This window comes from Maribacter aurantiacus, from assembly GCF_005780245.1.
GTDB classification, from domain to species: Bacteria; Bacteroidota; Bacteroidia; order Flavobacteriales; family Flavobacteriaceae; genus Maribacter; species Maribacter flavus.
On sequence record NZ_VBUK01000001.1, the window covers coordinates 681095 to 703185 of the forward strand.

Consider the following 22091-nt stretch of genomic DNA (forward strand, 5'->3'; position numbering starts at 1 on the left):
AACAATTTGACTTTATTGGCTCCTCCCAGGGGATTATACCCTTGGGTTTACCTAGAAATTTATCATTGGTTTTATGTAATTACCTCGTGGGCTTGCCCCGTAGTAGTTTACATCCCATCTTTGCAAGATAGATAAATTGTGGATTCTTAAATTCTATGAACGGGGAAAATCTATCGGAACGGGATAAAAAATACCTTTGGCATCCGTTGACACAGCACCAAACGGCGGTAGCTCGAATTGGTATTGTGAAGGCCGAGGGTGCCTTGTTTTGGGACGAGAGGGGCAATTCTTATATTGATGGTATTGCCTCCTGGTATACGGCCATGTATGGTCATGGTAATAAACATATTACAAAGGCCATATCGGAACAAATGAGCCAATTGGACTTTGTCATGTTCAGTGGCTTTACGCATGAGCCTGCCGTAAAACTCTCCGAAAAACTTATGGCCATTTTACCCAGCAATCAGGCCAAGATATTTTTTAACGATAACGGCTCCACGGCCGTGGAGGCGGCCATAAAAATGGCCTTGCAGTACCATCACAATCGGAACGACATAAGGGACACCCTGATCGCTTTCGAGGACGGTTTTCATGGCGACACCTTTGGGGCGATGAGTGCTTCCGGGCTATCGTCCTATAACGGTCCTTTTGAGGATTTTTTATTGAAGGTAAAGCGGATTCCAGTACCCCAAAAGGAAAATATGGAGGAGGTGATGGCGCAATTGGAGACCATACTTGCTAATGAGAAATGTGCTGCCTTCGTATTCGAACCCTTGGTCCAAGGTGCTGCGGGCATGAAGTTTCATTCTGCCGAAGGCTTGGACAGGCTCATTGAAAAATGTCAGGAACACGATGTTTTATGTATAGCCGATGAGGTCATGACGGGTTTTGGCAAAACCGGGAAAAACTTTGCTTCGGATAACCTACATAATAAGCCCGATATCCTGTGCCTAAGCAAGGCCCTCACTGCCGGGATGTTTCCCCTTAGCATTACCAGTTGTACCCAAAAAGTGTTCGATGCCTTTTTGAGCGACGAGGTTGCAAAAGGGTTTTTCCATGCCCATACGTATAGTGCCCATCCACTGGGTTGTGCCGCTGCCCTTGCGGGACTCCAACTCCTGAATTCTTCAGAAATTTTGGAGCGCAGGAACTACATTGCATCGGCACATAAAACCTTCGTTGCCAAGGTTGAGAACCATCCAAACGTACGTAATGCCCGTTCCATAGGGGTGATTTTGGCCATCGATTTAAATCTTGAAACGGAACGGTATGGCAATCTACGGGACCGATTGTACAATTTTTTCATGGCCCGTGGGGTCCTTTTAAGGCCGTTGGGGAATGCCATCTATGTGTTGCCTCCCTATGTAATTACCAATGACCAATTGCAACGGATTTATGAGGTGATTTATGAACTGTTGGATAGCTTATAACATGGGATTACCGACAGATAAAATATCCATAACCGCAATAGCCTCCATTTCTCCCTTGGGCGACACCATGGACGATGTTTGGCGAAACTATCAAAACGATGACCATTTGCTCACTCTTGCGAATTTAGAAGGGAATAGCACTTGGGTAGGTCGGTTGCCCGAAACTATTTCGCAAAAAATCGAGGAATTACGACACTCGGATTCCAAGTACCAACATTTGGACAAAAGCGTTTTGTATGCCCTTTATGCATCAAGAAAGGCAGTGGCATCTGCCGGATGGTCCAAAATAGGTGAAACCTCAAAGTTTGGAATCAATATCGGGTCTTCCCGTGGCGCTACAGGTCTCTTTGAGCATTACCATGAAGATTTTTTGAAGCACGGTAAAATAAGTTCCTTGGCTTCGCCTACGACTACCTTGGGCAATATCTCCTCATGGGTGGCCCACGATCTGGGAAGCCAAGGCCCGGAATTTTCCCACTCCATTACCTGTTCTACAGCGCTGCATGCACTGTTGAACGGCGTAGCCTGGTTGCAAGGCGGTATGGCCAATCGGTTTTTGGTAGGCGGGAGTGAGGCGCCTTTGACGCCTTTTACCATTGCACAGATGAAAGCTTTAAAAATATATGCTTCTTCGGTCGATTCTGAAAATTCCTTGGTAGCTGAGCGTAGTCGAAGCTATCCTTGTAGGGCGCTGGATTTGGACAAAAAAAGGAATAGCATGGTATTGGGAGAAGGAGCTTCCGTGGCCTGTTTGGAAAAGGGTATTTCAGATGGGGCTTTGGCGGTAATCGAGGGAATTGGCTATGCGACGGAGCTTTTGGAACACAACGTATCCATTTCTACCAATGCCAAATGCTTCCAAAAATCCATGGAAATGGCATTAAAGGATACTCGCAAGGAAGAGGTAGATGTTATTGTTATGCATGCACCGGGCACGCTAAAGGGTGATGCATCGGAAATGAACGCGATACAAAAAGTATTCTGTAACGATCTTCCTTTTTTGACTACCAATAAATGGAAAATAGGACACTCCTTTGGCGCATCCGGAATGTTGAATATTGAAATGGCCCTACTTATGTTACAACATCAGAAGGTTATTGCGGTTCCTTTTCACCAATGTGAATCCAAACCTAAATCGATAAAAAAGGTTTTGGTCAATGCCGTAGGGTTCGGGGGGAATGCGGTAAGCATATTACTTTCCAAAGTTTAGAATCCAATTATATTTTCTGAACTTATTCCGCTATTTTTGAATTCTACATATAACTATGATTTTATGAGCGAAGTAAGACATGATTGGACCAAGGAGGAAATTTTAGCCATTTACAATAGACCACTAATGGAACTTTTATATGAGGCGGCTACGGTACATAGGATGCACCACGACCCCAATACGGTCCAAGTTTCTACCTTACTTTCCATAAAAACGGGAGGTTGCCCGGAGGACTGCGGATACTGCCCCCAGGCCGCGCGCTACCATACCAATATAGAAGGCAATGATTTGATGTCCGTATCCCAGGTAAAGGCCCAGGCGTTGCGGGCCAAGGCTTCTGGAAGCTCCAGGGTCTGTATGGGCGCTGCATGGCGAAATGTAAAGGACGGACCGGAATTTGACCAAGTCCTTGAAATGGTCAGGACCATCAATAAACTGGATATGGAGGTGTGCTGTACCTTGGGCATGCTTACGGAAAATCAGGCCAAGCGATTGGCGGAAGCGGGATTGTATGCCTATAATCATAACTTGGACACGTCTGAGGATTATTACAAGGACGTAATTTCAACCCGTGCTTTTCAGGACCGCTTGGACACTATAGAAAATGTTCGCAAGAGTAATGTGACCGTTTGTAGCGGAGGTATCATTGGGATGGGGGAAAAATTGGAGGACAGGGCCGGAATGTTGGTCGCGTTGGCCTCTTTGAACCCGCAACCGGAGTCGGTTCCCATCAATGCCTTGGTCGCTGTGGAAGGAACCCCCATGGAAGATATAGAACCTATTGCCATTTGGGACATGATACGTATGGTCGCTACCACGAGAATCGTAATGCCCGAAACCCAGGTTAGACTTTCCGCCGGTCGCACACAGATGAGTAGGGAGGGCCAGGCCATGTGTTTTTTTGCAGGTGCCAATTCCATATTTGCAGGGGACAAACTGTTAACTACACCAAACCCAGATGTAAACGAGGATATGGACATGTTCAGGCTTTTGGGACTGAACCCACAAAAACCGTTCACAAAGATTTCCCAGCCTACTACCGTGGAAGCTTCAGATTCACAATTTAAACCCTTGAACGAAAAACCCAAATGGTCCCGACCCGGACATAAAATAGAGCGAAACGAAGAGGCAAAACGAAAGGCGAAAATGACGGACTAGTCCTACATTATCACAATTTTAATATCGTATTTTGCTTGTGTTGCCTAAATTTGCGGTTTATTGGCACCGCCAAAGGATTTAATACTCCTAGGTTTGCCCAGAAATTAAAAGTTCGTTTTCTAAGAATGCCTCGTGGGCTTGCCCTGAGGTAGTTTACTAAAACCCAAATTACGTTGAAGTTAACTGAAATTCCAAGGGTAGAAACCATTACCAAGGAGGACTTTCTAACCCATTATTTCAAGCCGCAAAAACCTGTGGTCATAGAGCGGTTTATTGAGAATTGGCCTGCATTTGAAAAATGGAATTTGGACTATATCAAGGGTATTGCCGGAGACAAGGTCGTGCCGCTGTACGATGATCGGCCCGTACAGCATAAGGACGGTTTTAACGAGCCGCATGCCAAGATGCAGCTATCGGAATATATTGATTTGCTCAAGGCCAAGCCTACAAAATACCGGATATTTCTTTGGAATATTCTAAAGGAGGTACCTGAATTACAGAAGGATTTCTCCTATCCGGATTTTGGCATCAAACTCATGAAAGGGCTTCCCATGCTGTTTTTTGGGGGCACGGATTCACATACCTTCATGCATTACGATATCGACTTGGGAAATATTTTTCACTTTCATTTTGAAGGGGAGAAGGAGTGTATCCTTTTTCCACAATCGGAAACCAAGTATTTATACAAAGTTCCGCACTCTTTGATAACCCATGAGAGTATCGACTTTTCAAACCCCGATTATGACAGGTGGCCGGTCTTAAAACAGGCAAACGGTTATAGGACGAACTTAAGGCATGGAGAGGTTTTGTATATGCCGGAAGGATATTGGCATTATATGAAATACATTACCCCCGGTTTTTCCATGAGTTTAAGGGCCATTGCCAGAAACCCTAAAAATTTGGCGAAAGCGCTCTACAATGTCATTATCATGCGACATTTTGATGTGTTGATGCGGAAAATTAAAGGGCAGAAATGGATAGACCGGAAAAATGAAAGGGCCATTGCTAGGACCAATAAATTGAGAGTTGTTACAGGTTAGAAATTGGTAATTTGTACCTGAGAACAATTAACAATTTTGAAAATCCCTTTTAGATCATAAATCAATGTCTCCTCGAGCGCAGTCGAGAGGTAGATAAACCTAAGGTGTATAATAGGAGGTCTCGATTCCGCTCGACCGGACAGAAAAGCTGTGATTATGATAGCTTACAAAAATTAAGAAATAACGATTATCCACTAACAATGAACAACGAAAAACGAGGAACCAATTGTTTGCCTGAGCCTGGCGTAAGAATCAACCAACCAGCTCGTTGACCTTTTCGTAGACCAAATGGCTTTCCCAACCACGGTATAAAAGATAATCGGCGAGTTTTTTCTTTTTCTTCTGTATCTCCTTTTCCTTGATTTGTTCCAGTCTTTTTTTGGCCAGTGCTTCGAAAGTTTTCAAATACTGATTGTCATCAATTTCATTTAGGGCAGATTGAATATTGTATTTGGAAATGTCCCGAACCTTCAATTCCGCAACGATTCTTTTTTTCCCCCACTTTTTTATATTGAACTTGCCCCTGGCAAAACTTTTGGCGAATCGTTCTTCGTTCAAATAGTTTTCCTTGATCAAGTGAGATATAATGGTATCAATGGCCAGAGGAATCATTCCCATGCCTTGTAATTTATTTACTACCTCTTGATGGCATCGCTCTTGGTAGGCGCAGTATCCTTCCAATTTTCGGGTAGCTTCCTCTAGGGTGAAGGATTCTTTGGACATCAGGAATTCTTTGTTATTCTTTTCATTCTCTTGGGCCCGTACCAGAGCCAAAATCCCGTTATGGTAAATACCAACAGTGCCAGTCCCATAACGGTGGTGTAAAAAAGCTTGATTTGACCGTCCGATGTTCCTAAGTATCGGTCCAAAATGGAACCATCATGCACCTGTTCTATGAAGTCGGACCGCCTTCTTTCTATTTTTAACAAGTTTCCGGTAGCACCATCCAATTGGATTCCGTAATAGTTGTCCACAAACTTGAATTTTAGGATACCCTTATCCGGGCGTACATCGATCCTGTCGATTTCAGGAGAAAGTTCGGTGGAAATTGAATCCCTAAATATTTTCTGGGCATTTTGTTTTAGGGTTTCCAAAGGAAGCCAATCCGTTAGTTCCGTTGAGGTGCCTTTTTCCGTTTTTGCCAGAATGAGTCCGTTACTATTTTTTTTCCAGCCTAAAAGAAGGCCGGTAATGGATATAAATAGGAAAAAAAAGAATAGAAGGGCTCCAGTGGTACGATGTATTTTTCTGAAAATACGGATAACTTTCGCCTGTTGTTGTCTTCTATTGTTTTTTGTCATATACGGGTACTTGTAGTACAATTAAGAAACTCGATAGGAAGTAATCAAAACCAATAGTCTTTACAACTTCAATGCTACGTGCTTTTTTATGAAAGTAAAATGGGCTTTGGTCTCTGTAGATTTTTTGGAATTATATCCTTCCATATTTTCATAATCCAAACCTGGTGTTTTAGGTAAAAGTACCTCCAATTTCCAATCTGGTTTCGTTTGATTTATTCTTAATTCCAGATTATCAATGGTCTTATTATAGTAAATTGAAATTTCATTCTCGCCCACATTAACATTTTCCAAGGATGCGTCATTCCAAGTTGAGGGCATATTGGGTTCAATTATGATTTTCTTTTCAGAGGCCAAAGGTTTTATTCCAAAGAATTGATTGACTATGGGAACAGCAAAACTGTAAATGTTCCAAGCCTGGGTCATCATGCCATAATCTGGTGAAACCTCGTAAATGCTACCAGGCAGGGCATAACTAAAGGTCCTTGTCATTCTTTTAAGGTAATTTAGGGCCTTATCTGGTCTGCCGTAATTATTTTCAGCTACTGCCTGCACTCCAGTGGGCAAGGTCATTACAGCCCCGGTATAGGAAAACACTTTGCTTCCTTTAAAGGAACCGTCATCAGACCCGGCAGACGCGTCACGGTCAATTCCCGTTACGAACACCCCAAAAGGGTTAACGAATTTTTCTGCGGTATTTAGGGCTTTGATGGCTTTGGCACTATCCGCTATTTTCATTTCCATAGGTGTATTCACGACCCAGTTGTGATGTACTACAAAAGCTCTGGGAGTATTGGACGGATTTTGTAGAATCTGTTTTTTGGTATTCTCAAGTTCCTGTACCGCCCAAGGTTTGTCCAAAGTGTCAGCACGTATAATGGCATCCTCTATTAGGTGAATGGATTGTTGGTCAGTACCAATAAAGTCGGCATAGGATTCATAAGCTTCTGACCAAAAAACATCGTTGATTTTAGTTTTTAATAAACGGGCCTTTTCAGCATAGATAACAGCCAGACTATCCTTACCAAGTTCCAATGCCATTTTAGAAGCATCCCCAAAGGCTCTTTGGGTATATGAGGCTACATCGATCATTTCACTGTCCAGACCGTGTATTTCCATCATACCAAATCCATCCGGAAATAAATTTCCGTCAGCATCATTTTCTAGCATCAGCCATTCCAGTCCTTTTTCTATGGTCGGAAAATACTTTTTCAAAAAGGATGTATCCCCGTTCCACTTGTAAACCTCCCAAATTAACGATGCAAATTGTGGGGTTTCATTAATGTTTCCATCATTGAATACCGAACCGTTTGTAGACATTTCATGAATAATTTTTCCATTTCCGTTTACAGCTTTTGAAACACTGTCCAATAATTCAATAGTGCTATATACCGGATCTGTTTGTCCAATGGCCATATAACCTTTTAAGGCATATTCACTATCTACACCAAACCACCATGGGTAGTCTGGGATACCTGCCGTAATGCCCGTACCTATTTCTGGTACCGTTCTCACCAACCAATCACAATTGTATTTCAGCCATTCAAAAGCGGCCTGTAAATCCTTATCAGGGATGGTAAGTTTGGACATTTTTGAAAGACTCTCGTATCGTTCTTTTTTTTCTTGGAGAAGCTGGGTTGTTTTCGATTTTAATATGCCGTATGTGTCCTTGGCGTCTTGTAGATCTTTGTATGAACCTGCAATGTAGAAATTAAGGTATCGCTCATCGTGTGCATCAATTTGTATGGAATATTTCAATTGATTGGAAATACCTTTTCCGTCATAATCACTATTTGACTGTGAATACGACTGCGGAGTTTTGTCTGATCCATATAGTACATACCATGGATTGGAGGTGTCTTTAACCTGCCAAGCAGCTAAATCTTCAAGATAGGTGGATTTATCCGCATTATCAATCATATTGGTGCGTTCACCCAACCAGGTTGGCCTAAGGTCACTATGCCCTATGAACTCAAAATCCAAGTTGGTCAAAACGGAACCTTGGTTTTTAATTTTGTACGAAATCTGTATTCCTTGAATATCGTCAGGTACAAATTGAAAACGTTCCACAAGAATACTAGAGTCCTTTGAAATAAAGGTGTGTTTGTTGCCAAAGGGATAATTTTCAAATTTGATGGCCTTGTTCAATGGGAAATTACCACTGGGAGTAGAAATACGGGCATCAAATCCGTCCATCAATTTAATGGGGTGGTTCCAAATACCACCCATTTCGTCTTTTATATGCCATCCTAATTGGGGAAAACTACCGTCTTGGTGCCCAACCATATAGACTCGGTTTCCGGCAGTTACATAGGGGGACCCTAAATATTCCTCTTTACCTTCGATAAACGTTGATCCAGTAAGGTTGGAGAATATGTTGGGTTCCTTTAAATTTTTTGAACAACTTAGCAAACAGGAAACGACCAATAATGGGAAGAGCTTTCTTGTCATGGATACGAGTTTGGAATTAAACCCGGATTATGCGTTAGAAAAGCTGTTACAGCTAAAAATCGCTTCAAAATAAAACGCTGCACTCTATTTTCAATTTCACCATAGCGGTGCTATGCCAAAATTTCCAAACCACTTTATTTTTTTGCCCTTTTCACCTTCACTACGCTCCCCTAATGCATATTCCGGGTTAAAAATATGAAAATGTAAATACTTACTAAAGGGAATCATTTTAAAAGCAATTGTTTAATAAACCGGTTGCTTTTGAAAACAAAAAAAGCGACCCCTTTTGGAAGTCGCTTTTCTTATTTAATATATTGTTTTGCCGTCCTTATTCTTAAAACGGTATTCGAGATACGTATACGCATCCCTGGGTTGAATTTTTATCCATCGTTTGTGTTCCAAGAACCACTTGGTACGAATGGATGGGAATCCTTTTGTGATGTAAGCGGCAATGAAAGGATGTATGTTCAAGGTTATGTTATTGTCCTTGGCAGGTCCTTTTAAGAGTCGCTCCAGATCCACGTTGATTTTGTTTATCAAAACGATGGGAGCTTCGATTTCCTGTCCGTTTTTGTTTGGATTCTCTTCGGTTGTTTTAATGTTCATTTCTGGCCTAACACGCTGTCTTGTAATCTGTATGAGGCCAAATTTACTGGGAGGTAAAATCTTATGCTTTGCCCGGTCGTCCTTCATCTCATCCCTAAGATGGTCAAAAAGTTTCTTTCTATGTTGGGATTTTACCATATCGATAAAATCGACTACAATGATACCGCCCATATCCCGTAAGCGAAGTTGTCTTGCAATCTCTGAGGCGGCCAAAAGGTTTACCTCAAGCGCAGTGTCTTCTTGGTTCTTGGCCTTGTTGGAACGGTTACCGCTATTGACGTCTATTACATGTAACGCCTCGGTATGTTCAATGATAAGGTAAGCACCCTTGCTCATGGTCGCGGTACGACCAAAGGAAGTCTTGATCTGTCTGTCTATTCCAAATTTTTCGAATATAGGGACATTGGTATTGTAGTGTTTCACTATGGATTCCTTTTCCGGGGCGATTTCGGCAACATAGTCCTTGATTTCTCCGTATAATGTGGAATCGTCAACATAAATTCCGGTAAAGCTATCGTTAAAGACATCCCTAAGGATGGAGGAAGCCCTATTGAGCTCCACTAATACTTTTGAAGGCGTCTGCGCCTTGTATAATTTTTTGCACATTGCTGACCATTTGTTCAGCAAATTTGCTAGGTCTTTGTCCAGTTCCGCAACTTTTTTGCCTTCTGCGACCGTTCTGATGATTACCCCAAAGCCTTTTGGCTTTATACTTTTCACAAGCCTTTTCAACCTGTCTTTTTCCTCCTTGCTCGCAATTTTCTGCGATACCGAGACACGATCTGAAAAGGGCACCATGACCAAATATCGTCCTGCTATGGAAAGCTCGGAACTTATTCTGGGTCCTTTGGTGGAAATGGGTTCTTTTACAATTTGAACTAAAAGGGATTGATTGGCCTTTATGGCATCGGTAATGACGCCATCTTTGTCAATATCTTTTTCGAAGGGAAAGTTCTTTAAGGAATAATCCTTTAGTTTTCCCGTACTCACTTGTTTAACGAACTTCAACATGGAAGACAGTTGTGGTCCCAGATCATGGTAATGTAGGAACGCGTCTTTCTCGTAGCCAACATTAACGAATGCTGCATTTAGGCCCGTTACGGGCTTACGAATTTTGGCCAGGAATATATCCCCGACCGAAAAATTGTTATTGTCTTCCTCCTTGTGGAGCTCAGTGAGTTTTCCGTCTTTTAGCAAGGCAAAATCAACGGCATTGGAACTAGATCTTACGATTAATTCTCTATTCACCTGAATGTATTTGTATCTATCCCAAAGAATATAGGATAGATGGATTAAACAATGCTGGAAACAGATTTATAAAATCTGCCGAGACTCGCTTTGGAATCTCTATGTCAAGGAACGTAGGTATTAAAGCGAAAAAGTAGTTTCTAAAACTACTTTTTCTTGTGTCGGTTAGCTCTTCTGCGCTTCTTACGCTTGTGGGTAGCTACCTTATGTCTTTTTCTTTTCTTACCGCTCGGCATAAAGTTCTTCTTTTAGATTATTATTTTACTTGTACGTTGCTTTTTACACCTTCTACAAAAACCTTTGCCGGCTTAAATGCAGGAATGTTGTGGGCGGGGATTTTGATGGTTGTATTCTTAGAGATGTTCCTTCCGGTCTTCTCTGCCCTGGTCTTGATGATAAAACTTCCAAAACCTCTTAGGTACACGTTATCTCCACTCTCCAAAGAAGATTTTACTTCTTCCATAAAGGATTCAACTGTCGCTTGTACATCTCCTTTTTCAATTCCCAGTTTATCTGAGATCTTCGATACAATTTCCGCTTTCGTCATCTTACAATATTAGATTTTCTGTATTTTTTTCGGGTTGCAAATATATAAATTAAATTCAATCTTTCTTTCTAATAATCTAATTTTAAGTATTTAAACTGATACTTTTGCCGCTTAGTATTTTTGCGAATGTCTTTTTCCGATAAAATTTTGACATGGTACCTTGAAAACAAGCGCGATTTGCCCTGGCGCGATACCTTGGACCCTTATAAAATTTGGTTGTCGGAAATCATTTTGCAACAGACCCGTGTTGCCCAGGGCATTCCGTATTACCATAGGTTTATCGAAGCCTTTCCCAAGGTTGAAGATTTGGCCATAGCCGATGAGGAACAGGTCCTAAAACTTTGGCAAGGACTGGGTTATTATTCCAGGGCCCGAAATCTGCACGCAGCCGCAAAAATGGTCGTTGGGGAATTCAATGGGACCTTCCCCAGAACCTATGCCGGTTTGCTAAAGCTAAAGGGTGTTGGGGACTATACTGCGAGCGCCATTTCCTCCATTTGTTTTAACGAACCGCAGGCGGTGGTCGATGGAAACGTATACCGGGTTTTGTCCAGATATTTTGGTGTGAAAACACCGATCAATAGCACGGAAGGGATAAAATCCTTTAAAAAGTTGGCCCTTGAGGTCTTGCATCCTACCAATATTAGGGATTACAACCAGGGCATCATGGAATTTGGTGCGGTCCAATGTACGCCCCAAAGCCCCAATTGTTCTACCTGTCCTCTGGCCGGTGGTTGTGTGGCCTTGGAAATGGGCATCGTAAAGGATTTGCCTGTCAAAATTGGAAAGACGAAAATCAAAAAGCGCTTTTTCAACTATTTGGTACCCTTGGAGCATCGGAAAAACGATGAGGTCCTTACACAATTGAGACAGCGTAAAGGAAAGGGTATTTGGCAAAATCTCTGGGAATTTCCCTTGTTGGAAACGGAACGGGAAGTCAGTTTGGAAGACATTGAAATTCGGCATTCCGAGGTACTAAAGTTCAAAAGACCACCTGAAATCAGCCTTTTTAATTCGGATTCCATCGTCCACAAGCTTTCACACCAGCATTTGCATACCAGGTTTTGGATATTGGAAGGACCCTTTTTTCGGACCAATACCATACCCGTATCCAATCTTGAAAATTATCCGGTTCCCGTATTGATAGCGGAATTCATGAAAACATTTAAATTTTAGTACTTTTGAACTATGGATTTCCGTAGTATGGGAATCAGCAAGTCGAACTACCTGATTATTCCAAAGGGAGACCTTAATTTCAGGCAGTTTGCATACATATAAAGGTGAAAAAATATGAGTGGTACATTAAATAAGGTAATGCTGATCGGGCATTTGGGAGACGAAGTGAAGATGCACTATTTTGAGGGCGGAGGATGCATTGGGCGTTTTCCTTTGGCCACCAACGAGACCTATACCAATAAGCAGACGGGCGAGCGCGTCACCAATACGGATTGGCACAATATCGTAGTACGGAACAAGGCCGCCGAAGTTTGCGAAAAGTACTTGAGCAAAGGGGATAAAGTCTATGTTGAAGGACGTTTAAAGAACCGCCAATGGCAGGGGGAAGATGGTAATACCAGATATACGACGGAAGTCCATGTTCAGGACTTTACCTTTTTGACCACAAAACAGGAAAGTATGGCTAATAGTTCCGGACAGTCCTCCCAGCAGCAACAGGAAGGGCACGACGACAGGACACTGCCCAAATCTCCCGCACCATTAAGTCAGGACGATGAAGACGATTTACCATTTTAATTTGGAAATTAATTAATAGTAAGTGGACCCAGACCCTTTACCGCTGGCCTTGCATTTTCTGGTGATGGAAAGTGCCTTTGCGCTTAATATTGCCATGTTGGTCATACTGCTGATCTGTTCTGCGCTTATATCTGGGGCAGAAGTGGCCATGTTCGGACTTTCGGTTACCGAAATAAACGAAATAAAGGACCAGAAAACGGAAAAAAGCACTATTCTTATTCGGTTATTGGAACGTCCCAAGAAATTATTGGCCACGATCCTTATTGCCAACAACGCCATCAATATTGGGGTGGTCTTGATCTTCAATTTGATAGGCGATACCCTTTTTTCCGAAATAAACGCGGTGCTTTTCAATATCGTTTCGGTGAGGTTTCTGCTGGAGGTGGTGGTAGCCACATTTATGATTCTAATGTTTGGGGAGATACTGCCAAAAGTTTATGCAAATAGAAATCGATTGAGCTTCTCCAACTTCATGGCCTATCCCCTGCGTGTCTTGGATTTTATTTTTTCCCCGTTAAGCCTTCCCATGCGCTCCGGAACAATTTTTTTATACAATAAGTTGGGAAAGGAGAAATCCAGTTTTGGTGTAGATCACCTATCCCAGGCATTGGAACTTACTTCAGAGGGCGATACCACCAAGGAGGAGCAAAAGATTTTACAGGGTATCGTAACTTTTGGAAATACCGATACCAAACAGGTCATGAGACCCAGGATAGACATTTTTGCCTTGAACGATCAAATGAAGTTTCCCGAAGTTTTGGAGGAAATCAAAAAGAACGGCTATTCTAGGATTCCCGTTTTTTCGGAAAATATAGATAATGTACTGGGCGTATTGTATGTTAAGGACCTTTTGCCCTACTTGGATAGAAAGTCCTTTAATTGGATGACCTTGATTCGAGAACCTTATTTTGTACCTGAGAACAAAAAATTGGATGACCTTTTGGCCGATTTTCAGGCAAAAAAGAACCATTTGGCCGTGGTGGTAGATGAATACGGGGGTACCTCCGGTATCGTTACCTTGGAGGATATCATAGAAGAAATAGTGGGGGATATTAGCGATGAATTTGATGATGAGGACCTGGTTTTCTCAAAATTGGACGATTACAATTATGTTTTTGAGGGGAAAACTACCTTGAAAGATTTCTACAGGGTCATAAAATTATCTGATGAGGATATCTTTGAGGAAAACAAAGGGGAATCTGAAACCATCGCCGGTTTTGTTCTGGAAATGGCCGGAAGTTTTCCAAAAAGAGGCGAGGAAGTTGTTTTTCAGGATTATAAATTTGTTGTGGAGAGTTTTGATAAAAAGAGGTTAAAACAAATTAAAGTGACACTGCCCCATGAGATATAAGATTATGGTACTCCTTTTTGTCTTTATTGTTTTTTTAGGCTCGTGTGAAGACCAACCCATACCCAAGCCAAAGGCCCAAATGCGTTTAGAATATCCTCAAGGAGCCTCTTCACCCTTGGAAACCGAAAATTTCAGCTTCGATTACAATGAATTGGCAACGCCCAATCTGGAATCGGAAACCGCATTTTCATTGGAATACCCAGACATGAAGGGCGCTATTTTCTTAAGTTATAAAAAGATAGATGGCAACCTGGAAAAACTGATCGTTGACGCCAAGCGACTTAGTTACGAGCACGCCGTAAAGGCCGATAATATTGTGGAGCAGCCCTATGTAAACCCCGATAAACAAGTTTATGGTTCCTTGTTCGAAGTGCAGGGGAACGCGGCCTCCCAATCTCAGTTCTTTGTGACCGATAGTACGGAACATTTTTTGACGGGGTCCGTTTATTTTTACGTAAAACCCAATTATGATTCCATATTGCCCGCGGCCGCTTATCTGCAGAACGATATTCGAAGGATCATAGAAACCTTGGAATGGAAGTAATTCAATAAAGGGATGAACAAGACTATACTAAAGGATTGCCACAAAAGAATCGCCCCTTTCATACATAATACCCCCGTGCTTACATCGACCTTGATCAATGAACGTTTGGGATGTAAGGTGTTTTTCAAATGTGAAAATTTTCAAAGGGCGGGGGCCTACAAAATAAGGGGCGCTACCAATGCCATTTTGAATCTGGGCGATGCTCAACGTAGGAACGGTGTGGTTACCCACTCTTCGGGCAACTTTGCGCAGGCCGTTTCCTTGGCCGCCAAGAGTTTGGGGGTTCCTGCACATATTGTGATGCCCACTACGGCACCTAAAGTTAAAAAGGAAGGGGTTGTTGCCTATGGTGGACAAATCTATGAATGTGAACCTACCGTTGAGGCCAGGCAGGCCATGGCCGATAAAATCGCTGCCGAAACAGGTGCGGTGTTTTTGCATCCTTCCAATGATCTGAACGTGATCATTGGACAGGGAACCGCTGCTCTCGAATTGCTTTCTGAGCAACCCGACTTGAACTTTATTTTCTGTCCCGTAGGCGGGGGAGGCCTCATTGCCGGTTGCTCCTTGTCCGCCAAATATTTTGGAAAGGATTGTAAGGTTGTGGGGGGCGAGCCCTTTGAGGCCGATGATGCATACCGTTCCTTGATTTCTGGAAAGATTGAGGGAAATGAGACGGTCAATACCATCGCCGATGGTTTACGAACCACCTTGGGAGATATCAACTTCCCGATAATCAAGGAAAATGTTTCAAAAATCGTTCGGGTTACGGAGGAGGAAATAGTTCTGGCCATGCGCCTGGTTTGGGAGCGAATGAAAATCATCGTTGAACCTTCAAGTGCCGTTACATTGGCGGCCCTAATTAGGGATTGCCAAGAAATTCCGTCGGACTATCAAAACAAAAAAGTAGGCATTATTATCTCCGGCGGTAATGTAGATCTGAATCAGTTGCCATTTTAAATGCGAACACTAAAGCGGATACTGAAACGAATGTTCATTGCTATATTTTCCATCATCATTGTACTTGTTGTCTTGGGGGCACTTTTCATAAATTTGAGTCCGGAGTTTGGTGGTACCATTTCGGATTCGCAAAAGGAACAATTTTCAAAATCGGAACACTACAAGGACGGTGTTTTTGAGAACTTGGGCGGTGTTACCATGTCCATGGGATTTGGCGATTATGTAAAGGGATTGAAAGGCTTTTTTGGCCCGCAAATAAATACAAGGCCAAAGGGAGCCGTTCCTATTAACGCATTGGACGCTTTGGAACTGGCCAATTATAAAGGACCTGCAAGGATGGTGTGGTTTGGGCATTCCACTTTTTTATATCAGTCGTATGGAAGGAATATTTTGATAGACCCCATGTTGGGACCGGTTCCTGCCCCCCATCCTCTTTTAGGAGGCAAAAGATTTAGCGAAGAACTTCCCATAGCCATTGAACAACTGCCGCAAATTGATTTTGTGGTTTTGTCCCATGACCATTATGACCACCTGGATTACGGATCTATCTTAAAATTGAAGGATAAGGTACAGATGTTCTTTACACCCTTGGGGGTAGGGGCACATTTGGTGGAATGGGGTGTAGCCGAAGATAGGATCAAGGAAATGGATTGGTGGGGCGAAACTTCCTTTGAAGGCTTTTCCATAAAATGCGTTCCGGCGCAACACTTTTCTGGCCGTGGCCTTTCAGATAGGGGCAAGACCTTGTGGAGTGGGTGGGTAATCAAGAACGATGGTGCCAATGTATTTTTTAGCGGCGACAGCGGTTATGGAGGCCACTTTACCGAAATTGGCGAGAAGTATGGCCCTTTTGACTTTGCCATGTTGGAATGCGGACAGTATAACAAACTATGGCATGAAATCCACATGATGCCTAAGGAAACCGCCCAGGCAGGAGTAGATGTGAAGGCCAAGGTAATCATGCCCATTCATTGGGGCGCCTTTAAATTGGCCATGCATCCTTGGACCGACCCTGTCATACGGGTAAGCGATAAGGCAAAGGAATTAAATCTACCGATTGTTACACCTAAAATTGGTGAATTCATTTATTTGGCGGAACCTACTTCCAATGGTGGAGTTTGGTGGAAGAATGTCGATTAATTGTTGCCCAAAAGCGCTTCGGCATTGGCAATACTGGAATTTATTTTTTCCTTCACTTCCTTGACCTTCTCTTCCTCCTCTTTCAACCATTGCTTTTTTTCCTCGCTCAGTTCCTTGCCATCCATGATTTCTTCGGGCTCGAACCTGTCTCCAAAACCTTGCATCCAATCCATCATGGATTTGTTGGCATCCTGTAAATCGCGCATCGCCTTGGCCTGGGGAGAATCCGTTCCTAAGGAATCCGCCATCGGTTTTAACTGACCCACCAGTTTTCCCAATTTTCCCATTTTGGGCATAACCTCGTCATGTATTGCCATAACTTGTTCCATTTGGGAAGGCAAAGTTTCTTTTTTTTCTTCCTTGCATGAGATAAAAAGCAAGAAGCAACTTAAGATTCGGATAAAATATTTTTTCATGAAGATATTCGTATTAAAGCGAAAAGTCATTTAAGTTGCAAAGATACCAAATAGAGTTATTATCTATAGATACTAAAACTCCAGTTATAAGATTTAAAATAATAAAAGCCCGCTCCTTTTTGGAGCGGGCTTTTTAATTATTTGGAAAGGTTACTCAAAATCAGCTGGGGTAACCCCTTCATTGACCTTAATTTCCGATACAATGAACTCAATATTCTGTGGACCCATACTTTGTATGAGCTTGTACGGAAATAGGATGCCCGATACTTCCCTATAATCCTCCAGCATCATGGTCTGTTGCATGGTCTGTCCTTGCATGTCGATGACATTTACTTCCTGCAATTTTAGTCCGGTTTCAGTGTCGTAAAAAACGGTCTTGTTGTCCGTAATCTTTACCTTGTAAGCTTTTGTATCACCAACCATATCGGTTCCTTCCAAGGTAAGGCCCCCGGCGGCCAAATAGTTCAATTCCGGGAAGGGTGCCGATTCTTCTTTGATTTTCGTGATTTCTTCTTCGGAAAAATCCTTGCGCTGTCCCTGTGCCACCATATAGCCGGTATCACCGTCCAAAACCTGCTTGCTCAGGGAGTTCCCCATCATCTGGATATCCTGCATGAACTGGTCCTTGGATGTTTTCTTTAGTTCCAAATTCAGTTTCATTCCCTGCATTTCCGCTTCTGCGGTCATCGAATAGGAATATACACTTTCCAAAGTTTCCTTACCGCCTATGGCCTTTAGGTAGTTTTCAATCACGGTTTCCGCTGTCAATCCTTCCGGAGATGCGGCATTGTAATCTGGCTTTTCAGTACGTTCCGCGGTTTTTGAATAAAATAGGACGGGTAGAGTTTTTCCTTTGAACTCCACTTTTTCAAGATTCTCCAAGACCTCACTTCCCTTCCCTGTCACAACCACGCGCGCATTCGAGGAGCTAAAATATTTTTGTGCCGCTTTTTGGACATCTTCAACGGTTATCTTTTCCAGTCTTTCCAAATAGGTCTTGTAAAAATCCTTTGGCAGCCCTTCTTTTTCTATGTTCAAGGCGTAATTGGCAATGGTCTGGGGTTGCTCCAGCGCCATAACGAACCTACCAGCATATTTGGCTTTGGTGTTTTTTAATTCTTTTTCCGATACCGGTTCGGTTATGATCCTATCGATTTCCTTTAGAATCTCAACAACTGAGCTATCGGTTACGGCATTTCGTACACTGGCCGTGGCCCTAAACCTGGATGGTTCATATTTGTCGTCGCCTATGGCGGAATAAGATCCGTAGGTATACCCTTTATCCTCACGTAGGTTCAGGAACAATCTGGCTTCACCACCGCCTCCCAATATTTGGTTGGCTAGTAAGGCCGGCAAATAATCGGGATCTTTCATCTTCAAGTTTAAAATGTTCTGAACCGTAATTTCAGATTGTACGGCGTTTGGCATATCCACAAAACTGATCTGTGTATTGTAAACATCTTTAGGCTTGCTGTAAGTGAACGATGGGGGAACCGCTTTGGTCCATGATGTAAAATACTTTTCGGTCAATTCCTTCACTTCATCAAAATTTATATCTCCCACTACCACCAGGTAGGCGTTCGCCGGTACGAAATAATCCCGGTAGAAGGTTTTCACATCCTCCAACTTCACATTGTTGACCGTTTCAATGGTCGTAAATTCCCCGTAAGGATGGTCTTTTCCATAGGCAAGTGCACGTTGAACCCTTCCACTGATTGCGGAAACATCTTTTTCTTCGGCCTTTAATGCAGTAATTAAAATGTCCTTTTCCTTGTCGAATTCCTCCTGAGTGAAATTGGGGTTTATGGCGGCATCGGCCATCAACTCCATCATTCTTGGAAAATACTTGGAAAGTGAACTGGCAAAGGCGCTTTGTGCCCCAAAACTAAGTCGGGCCCCAAGAAAATCGACCTCCTCATTGAATTCGTCCTTGGGAATGTTCTTTGACCCTTGGCCCATCAACGAACCTGTTAAACTGGACACGCCAGCTTTATCACCCTCCAAAATGGGCGGGTTGTCTATGGTCAGTTGAATAGAAACCGTTGGAAGCTTATGGTTTTCAACCACCATTACCTTTAACCCATTGTTTAGGCTAAAACTTTGGGGTTCTTCCAGGTTTATCTCCGGGGCGGGTCCGGGTTTAGGCATCGTGGATCTGTCCACTTGCGCCTGTGTGGCAGTTGCCACCAATATGCTGAATAATAGGGTATATAGCTTTTTCATTTTTTTAGTTTGAAGGTTTTTCTTCAGGTAAATAGTCGATAATTACGCGTTGATTGGGCTTTAAATACTTTGAGGCCACTTCCATGATTTCATCTCGGGTTACGGAACGATATATCTCGATTTCCTTATTGATCAATTCCGTATCGCCATAGAGCATGTAATTTCTGGCCAAGGAACTGGCGATGCCCTCCACACTGGAGTTTGAATTTACATATTGATTTTCAAACTTATTTTGAAGTTTTTGGTAATCTCTTTCTGAAATGGGTACTGTGCGCACCTTGGCAATTTCTTCATCCATCTCGGAAATCAAGGTATCCAATGGCGTCTCCCCAACGGGTAAGGCAAAGACAAAATACATGCTATAATCCTCCTGTGGAATATTGAAAGCCCCCACCTGCAAGGCCTGTTTTTGATCGTCCACCATTTTTTTGTAAAGTTTGGAAGTGGGACCATCACTTAAATAGGTCGATATCATATCCAAAACATAGGCATCCCGTTCCTTGAATCCAGGTGTTCTGTAGGCCAATCCGGCAGCGGGTATCTGTATATTAGGGTCATAGAATTGCACCCGTCTTTCCGTAGTAATTGGGGTTTCTTTGAGATAGTTCCGGGAAACATCGGCACCTTTTGGAATCGGCCCAAAGTAATCCTGTACCAGACCTTTCGTTTTCGCTATATCGATGTCTCCCGCTATTACCAGCACTGCATTGTTGGGTACGTAGTATTTTTCATTGTATGCCTTAACATCCTCCAAGGTAGCGGCCTCCAAATCCTTCATATACCCTATATTGGGGTCTTTATAAGGGTGCTTTTCAAAAAGGTTTTCCCCTAAGACCGGAAGCAATTGGCCATAAGGAGAGTTATCATACCGTAGCCTCTTTTCCTCCTTTACGACTTCGATTTGCGTATCCACTCCATCCTGGTTGATAACGGGATGAAGCATTCTTTCCGACTCCAACCAAAGGCCCAGTTCCAAATTGTTGGATGGAAAAACTTCGTAATAATAGGTTCTGTCCTGCGTAGTGTTCGCGTTGTTGGTACCTCCGTTCGAGGATACGATCTCAAACCATTTTCCTTTTTCTATGTTCTTGGTACCTTCAAACAACAGGTGCTCAAAGAGGTGGGCAAAACCTGTCCTACCTTCGGTACGATCCTTTCCCCCAACATGGTACATGACCGAAGTTGTGACCACGGGCGCGGAATTGTCCTTATGAAGGATGACGTGCAGGCCATTGTCAAGGTCATATTCCTCATATTGGACTTCTTGGGCAAGCAATAATGTGCATGAAAATAAAAGGGTGCAAACCGCAAATAGCTTTTTCTTCATTTTTTTAATGTTTAGTGTTCTTCCAAACCATTGGTATGGATTTTTGGAGTTTGTTACACTAAAATACGTTTTATGTTGTGCTAATCTTCATAAAGAGTATCGTTTTGAGTTACGATTTAGATAAAGATTCATTAACTTATGTGGAAAAATAAACAGATGAAAAATTATACGCTCCCTATTAGATTCGGAATTGTAACTAGCGCCTGTCTTATCGCCTATTTTTTGATTTTGGCGCTCTTGGGCCTACACACCAATGTTTTTTATAGTCTGTTTAATATGATAATAACTGGCTTTGGTGTTTACGAAACCATTAAATACCTGAAAGTGAAGAGTCCAGAGACTTTTGGGTATAGTACCGGTTTTGTTGCCGGGCTTGTAACGGGCGGGGTCGCCACACTTATTTTTACGTTGTTTTTTGCTTTTTATTCAACAGAATTGTCTCCTGGATTTTTGGAAGAGCTTTCCACGAAATGGGCAAAGGAGTACGAAAATTTTGAGGCCATCGTTTTTTTGGTGGTCGCCACCATGGGTTTTGTTACCTCCTTGGTACTTACGCTTTCCTTTATGCAGCTTTTTAAACCCTCCAATAACCTAAAGCGAGGAAAGGGATAAAATCATTAAAAAACCCTTGTAGGTTACGTAATAAGCAGTATATTTGCACCCGCCTTTGGAAAAAATCCAGTAGGTTTTAACAATACATTTTTAACGATATGTACGCAATTGTAGAGATGGCAGGGCAGCAATTTAAAGTTGCGAAAGACCAAAAAGTGTACGTTCACCGTTTACAGACAGAAGAAGGTAAAAAGGTAACTTTTGATAATGTACTTCTTTTGGATGATGGTAAGAACGTTACCGTTGGCGCCCCAGCTATAGACGGTGCCGCTGTTGAGGCCAAAGTCATTAAGCACCTTAGAGGTGATAAAGTAATCGTTTTTCACAAGAAAAGACGTAAGGGCTACAAAAAGAAAAATGGTCACAGACAATCCCTTACGGAGATTGTAATCGAATCCATCGTAGCCAAAGGTGCTAAAAAAGCCGAACCGGCCAAAAAAGAGGAGAAGCCAGCCGCTAAGCAGGAAACTCCCGTAGCCAAGTCGGTTGCATCAAAACCAAAGGCCGCCAAAGCAAAAGCATCAACCGATGACCTTAAAAAGGTAGAAGGAATTGGACCTAAGATTGCAGAGACCTTGAATGCCGCTGGCATCACAACCTTCGCAGAACTGGCAAAATCCACTCCGGAGAAAATTTCTAAAATCATCGCAGACGTTCGTGGTAACCACGTAACCGATACTTGGCCAGCGCAAGCCAAATTGGCCGCTGAGGGTAAATGGGATGAGTTGAAGAAGTGGCAAGATGAATTAGACGGAGGTAAAGAATCCTGATTCTTTAT

General features: G+C 42.6%; 20 protein-coding genes. 12 read left to right on the forward strand and 8 right to left on the reverse strand.

Features of this window, described 5'->3' with window-relative positions:
- Positions 1 to 155 precede the first annotated feature (155 nt).
- From bioA to FEK29_RS02965, 4 genes are all read left to right on the forward strand, one after another.
- On the forward strand, positions 156 to 1430 hold the full coding sequence (bioA, locus tag FEK29_RS02950) for an adenosylmethionine--8-amino-7-oxononanoate transaminase (RefSeq protein WP_138256894.1): 1275 nt from the start codon (positions 156 to 158) through the stop codon (positions 1428 to 1430).
- Between the two features lies 1 nt (position 1431).
- Positions 1432 to 2640, forward strand: a complete 1209-nt coding sequence (locus FEK29_RS02955) for a beta-ketoacyl synthase N-terminal-like domain-containing protein (protein WP_138256895.1) — start codon at positions 1432 to 1434, stop codon at positions 2638 to 2640.
- Positions 2641 to 2703: 63 nt separating this feature from the next.
- Positions 2704 to 3798: a biotin synthase BioB gene (gene bioB, locus FEK29_RS02960; RefSeq protein WP_138256896.1), complete on the forward strand. Its 1095-nt coding sequence runs from the start codon at positions 2704 to 2706 to the stop codon at positions 3796 to 3798.
- A 173-nt stretch (positions 3799 to 3971) separates the two neighbouring features.
- Positions 3972 to 4838 (forward strand): cupin-like domain-containing protein, encoded by an 867-nt coding sequence (locus tag FEK29_RS02965; RefSeq protein ID WP_394347764.1) that lies wholly within the window; start codon positions 3972 to 3974, stop codon positions 4836 to 4838.
- 252 nt (positions 4839 to 5090) lie between these two features.
- Here the strand turns inward: FEK29_RS02965 and FEK29_RS02970 are convergent, their stop codons facing one another.
- The 5 genes from FEK29_RS02970 to FEK29_RS02990 form a co-directional block, all read right to left on the reverse strand.
- Entirely contained in the window at positions 5091 to 5561 is a 471-nt protein-coding gene (locus tag FEK29_RS02970) for a regulatory protein RecX (protein ID WP_138256898.1), read from the reverse strand.
- Positions 5561 to 6139 (reverse strand): PepSY domain-containing protein, encoded by a 579-nt coding sequence (locus tag FEK29_RS02975; protein WP_138256899.1) that lies wholly within the window; start codon positions 6137 to 6139, stop codon positions 5561 to 5563. The genes FEK29_RS02970 and FEK29_RS02975 overlap by 1 nt, the downstream gene beginning before the upstream one ends.
- Positions 6140 to 6199: 60 nt before the next feature.
- Positions 6200 to 8587, reverse strand: a complete 2388-nt coding sequence (locus tag FEK29_RS02980; RefSeq protein WP_138256900.1) for a glucosidase family protein — start codon at positions 8585 to 8587, stop codon at positions 6200 to 6202.
- Between the two features lie 306 nt (positions 8588 to 8893).
- On the reverse strand, positions 8894 to 10441 hold the full coding sequence (locus FEK29_RS02985; protein WP_138256901.1) for an Rne/Rng family ribonuclease: 1548 nt from the start codon (positions 10439 to 10441) through the stop codon (positions 8894 to 8896).
- Positions 10442 to 10697: 256 nt separating this feature from the next.
- Complete coding sequence (locus FEK29_RS02990) at positions 10698 to 10988, reverse strand: HU family DNA-binding protein (RefSeq protein ID WP_038236075.1); 291 nt, start codon at positions 10986 to 10988, stop codon at positions 10698 to 10700.
- A 126-nt stretch (positions 10989 to 11114) separates the two neighbouring features.
- On the opposite strand from FEK29_RS02990, the gene mutY reads away from it, so the two are divergent.
- From mutY to FEK29_RS03020, 6 genes are all read left to right on the forward strand, one after another.
- Entirely contained in the window at positions 11115 to 12164 is a 1050-nt protein-coding gene (gene mutY, locus FEK29_RS02995; RefSeq protein WP_138256902.1) for an A/G-specific adenine glycosylase, read from the forward strand.
- A gap of 114 nt (positions 12165 to 12278) precedes the next feature.
- The gene (locus FEK29_RS03000) at positions 12279 to 12740 is read left to right on the forward strand and encodes a single-stranded DNA-binding protein (RefSeq protein WP_138256903.1); all 462 of its coding nucleotides are present in this window, start codon (positions 12279 to 12281) and stop codon (positions 12738 to 12740) included.
- Between the two features lie 22 nt (positions 12741 to 12762).
- A complete protein-coding gene (locus FEK29_RS03005) occupies positions 12763 to 14091 on the forward strand; it encodes a gliding motility-associated protein GldE (RefSeq protein WP_138256904.1) in 1329 nt (442 codons plus the stop codon).
- A complete protein-coding gene (gene gldD / locus FEK29_RS03010; protein WP_138256905.1) occupies positions 14081 to 14635 on the forward strand; it encodes a gliding motility lipoprotein GldD in 555 nt (184 codons plus the stop codon). Before FEK29_RS03005 ends, gldD begins: the two co-directional genes overlap by 11 nt.
- 12 nt (positions 14636 to 14647) lie before the next feature.
- Positions 14648 to 15595: a pyridoxal-phosphate dependent enzyme gene (locus tag FEK29_RS03015; protein WP_138256906.1), complete on the forward strand. Its 948-nt coding sequence runs from the start codon at positions 14648 to 14650 to the stop codon at positions 15593 to 15595.
- Positions 15596 to 16735, forward strand: coding sequence for an MBL fold metallo-hydrolase (locus FEK29_RS03020; protein ID WP_240042647.1), 1140 nt, complete (start codon positions 15596 to 15598; stop codon positions 16733 to 16735).
- Here FEK29_RS03020 and FEK29_RS03025 read toward each other — a convergent pair.
- The 3 genes from FEK29_RS03025 to FEK29_RS03035 all read right to left on the reverse strand — a co-directional run bounded on the left by FEK29_RS03025 (position 16732) and on the right by FEK29_RS03035 (position 20701).
- Positions 16732 to 17052: a hypothetical protein gene (locus FEK29_RS03025; protein ID WP_240042648.1), complete on the reverse strand. Its 321-nt coding sequence runs from the start codon at positions 17050 to 17052 to the stop codon at positions 16732 to 16734. The genes FEK29_RS03020 and FEK29_RS03025 overlap by 4 nt on opposite strands.
- Positions 17053 to 17301: 249 nt before the next feature.
- Positions 17302 to 19374, reverse strand: coding sequence for a M16 family metallopeptidase (locus tag FEK29_RS03030; protein WP_138256908.1), 2073 nt, complete (start codon positions 19372 to 19374; stop codon positions 17302 to 17304).
- 4 nt (positions 19375 to 19378) lie between these two features.
- On the reverse strand, positions 19379 to 20701 hold the full coding sequence (locus FEK29_RS03035) for a M16 family metallopeptidase (protein ID WP_138256909.1): 1323 nt from the start codon (positions 20699 to 20701) through the stop codon (positions 19379 to 19381).
- 156 nt (positions 20702 to 20857) lie between these two features.
- Between FEK29_RS03035 and FEK29_RS03040 the strand changes: the two genes are divergently transcribed.
- Together FEK29_RS03040 and rplU are read left to right on the forward strand one after the other, a co-directional pair.
- Entirely contained in the window at positions 20858 to 21313 is a 456-nt protein-coding gene (locus FEK29_RS03040; protein ID WP_138256910.1) for a DUF4199 domain-containing protein, read from the forward strand.
- A gap of 98 nt (positions 21314 to 21411) precedes the next feature.
- Positions 21412 to 22083: a 50S ribosomal protein L21 gene (gene rplU, locus FEK29_RS03045; protein ID WP_138256911.1), complete on the forward strand. Its 672-nt coding sequence runs from the start codon at positions 21412 to 21414 to the stop codon at positions 22081 to 22083.
- Positions 22084 to 22091: the final 8 nt, after the last annotated feature.